The sequence below is a fragment of the Streptomyces flavofungini genome (assembly GCF_041028215.1).
Lineage (GTDB): Bacteria > Actinomycetota > Actinomycetes > Streptomycetales > Streptomycetaceae > Streptomyces > Streptomyces flavofungini_B.
Genome location: NZ_JASKYR010000984.1, coordinates 1 through 2395, shown reverse-complemented (window position 1 = coordinate 2395; position 2395 = coordinate 1). Strand labels below are relative to the sequence as shown.

The following is a 2395-nucleotide window of genomic DNA, read 5'->3' as shown; positions in this document are numbered from 1 at the left end:
CTGTCGAACCGTCATCGCCGAGCACTGTCGAACACATCGCCATGAGTCGCCGTCGCCGTCGCCACGAAAGGCGGGTCGCACCATGCCCTGGAGTCTCCGTTCACGTCTCAGACCGTTCCGGCCGTTCCGCACCGCCACCGCCGCCCTGACCACCCTCGCCGTCGCCGCCCTCGTACCGGCGCCGACCGGGCACGCCGCCGAGCGGGCGCCCGCCTTCGAGCAGCAGGTGCTCTTCAAGGCCTCGCAGGACCCGGGCTACGCCTGCTTCCGCATCCCCGCCGTGGTGCGGACCGTCAAGGGCACCCTGCTCGCGTTCGCCGAGGGGCGGGTCGACAACTGCGGCGACGCGGGGGACATAGACCTCGTCCTCAAGCGGTCGTACGACGGCGGCAGGACCTGGGGGCCGCTCCAGGTGGTCAACGAGGGCGCGGGCGACACGCACGGCAACCCCGCGCCGGTCGTGGACCGCGAGACCGGCCGCGTCCTGCTCGCCGAGACGTACAACACGGGCCGCACGGACGCCGGTAACTGCGACATACCGTGCGACCGGACACCGCACCTCCAGTACAGCGACGACGACGGCCGCACCTGGTCGCGCCCGCGCGACCTGAGCGAGGAGATCCTCCCTCCGCGGTGGAACTCCTGGTACGCGACGGGCCCCGTCCACGGCATCCAGCTCACCCGGGGCAAGCACGCCGGGCGGCTGGCCTTCGCCGTCAACGCCGAGTCGTACGAGAGCGGCCGCATCTCCGCCAACCACGCCGCGCTGGTCGTCAGCGACGACGGCGGCGACCACTGGAAGGTCGGCGCGAGGGACACGTATCCGATCGCCGAGGACGGCACCTTCCGCCAGAAGCCCTCGGAGATGACGCTCGCCGAGCGGCCCGACGGGACCGTCTACGTCAGCGCGCGCGAGCAGGACGGCACCGATCTGGGACACCGCAGTCACGCGGTGAGCCGCGACGGCGGCGACTCCTTCGCCGCGCCCTTCCGCGCCCTGCCCGATCTCTACACGCCGCAGGTCCAGGGCTCCGTCCTGGAGTTCGGCGGGCGGCTGCTGCTCGCCTGCCCCGCCGACCCCGACCGCCGCAGGACCATGCAGATCCGCTCCTCCTACGACGGCGGCCGCACCTGGGACAGCGTCGACCGGGGCACGACGGTGACCACCGACTGGTCCGGCTACTCCGACCTGGTGCGCGCCGACCGGGAGCACGTGGGTCTGCTGTACGAGGGCGGCGCGGTCGACGCGCACGACGAGATCCGCTTCGCCCGCTTCACCGAGGACTGGCTGAAGCCGCGCCGCGGACCCGACCCCACCACGCCCGACCGCGCCCCGGGCGCCCGCGGCGCGGCCGTGCTCGGCGGGGCCCGCCAGACCGAGGGGCGGTTCGGCGGCGCCCTCGCCTTCGACGGCACCGACGACGCGGTACGGCTGCCCTTCCGCGCACGGCTGCCGCGCGGCGCGGGCGACTTCACCGTCTCCCTGTGGTTCCGCTACTCCGCGACCGGCGGTGAGCAGCCACTGCTGTGGATGGGCGGCATAGGGACCAACCAGCCGCAGGTGTGGCTGCGCGGCGAACCGGCGAGCGGCCGGATCACCGGCCTGATCACCACGCGCCAGGGCGCCACCGCGCCGAGGTCCGCGTCGGTGCGCACGGCGGGCGCGTACAACGACGGGCAGTGGCACCACATCGTGCTGCGCCGGGAGGCCGGGGAGGGCCGTCTGACGCTCTTCCTCGACGGGACGCCGGTCACCACCGCCGACGTGCCCGGCTCCGTCAGCCGCACCTCGCCCTTCGGCATCCACGTCGGCCAGCGGCTCGACAGCCGCGCCCACTTCACCGGCTCGATCGACGAAGTGCGGCTCTACGGAAGGGCGTTGTCCGATGAGGAAGTGGCCAACCTGGGCACCGGCGACCGTCCTGTGACACGGGACACCGTCGTCAGACTGCCCATGGACCGCGTGCACGGCAGCAACTAACGTCCCAGGAGTGTCAGTCCAAGAGCGTCGTGGCCGGACGGGCCGCAGGATCTGGCTGGTCCTGCTGCTCGTCCTGGCCTGCGCGGCCGTCCTGCTGATCGCCCTGCCGGAGGGCGACCGGGAGGGCGCGGCGGCCTGCCGTCCCCGTACCGTCGGCGACTGGTCGGCCGACGAGAAGGTCACCGGTGAGTTCGCGCGCTACGGCGACGACCAGGCGCGGACCGACGACTGGACCGGCGGCGACGGCACCCACTCGGTGCGGCTGCCCGACGGGCGCGTCCTGTGGCTGTTCTCCGACACCTTCCTCGGCCAGGTGCACGCCCCGCCCAACCCCGCGGGGCAGCCCCACACCTGGCGCGACACCAGCGCCCCGATGGTCCGCAACTCGGCCGTGGTGATGTCCCGTTCCGGCAC

General features: G+C 73.3%; 1 protein-coding gene and 1 pseudogene. Both read left to right on the top strand.

Annotation, left to right across the window (positions count from 1 at the left end; all coding sequences use genetic code 11):
• Positions 1 to 82 precede the first annotated feature (82 nt).
• Entirely contained in the window at positions 83 to 1981 is a 1899-nt protein-coding gene (locus tag AB8Z36_RS37430; protein ID WP_369217838.1) for an exo-alpha-sialidase, read from the top strand.
• 10 nt (positions 1982 to 1991) lie between these two features.
• Positions 1992 to 2395, top strand: a pseudogene (locus AB8Z36_RS37425) (hypothetical protein); the annotation flags it as partial.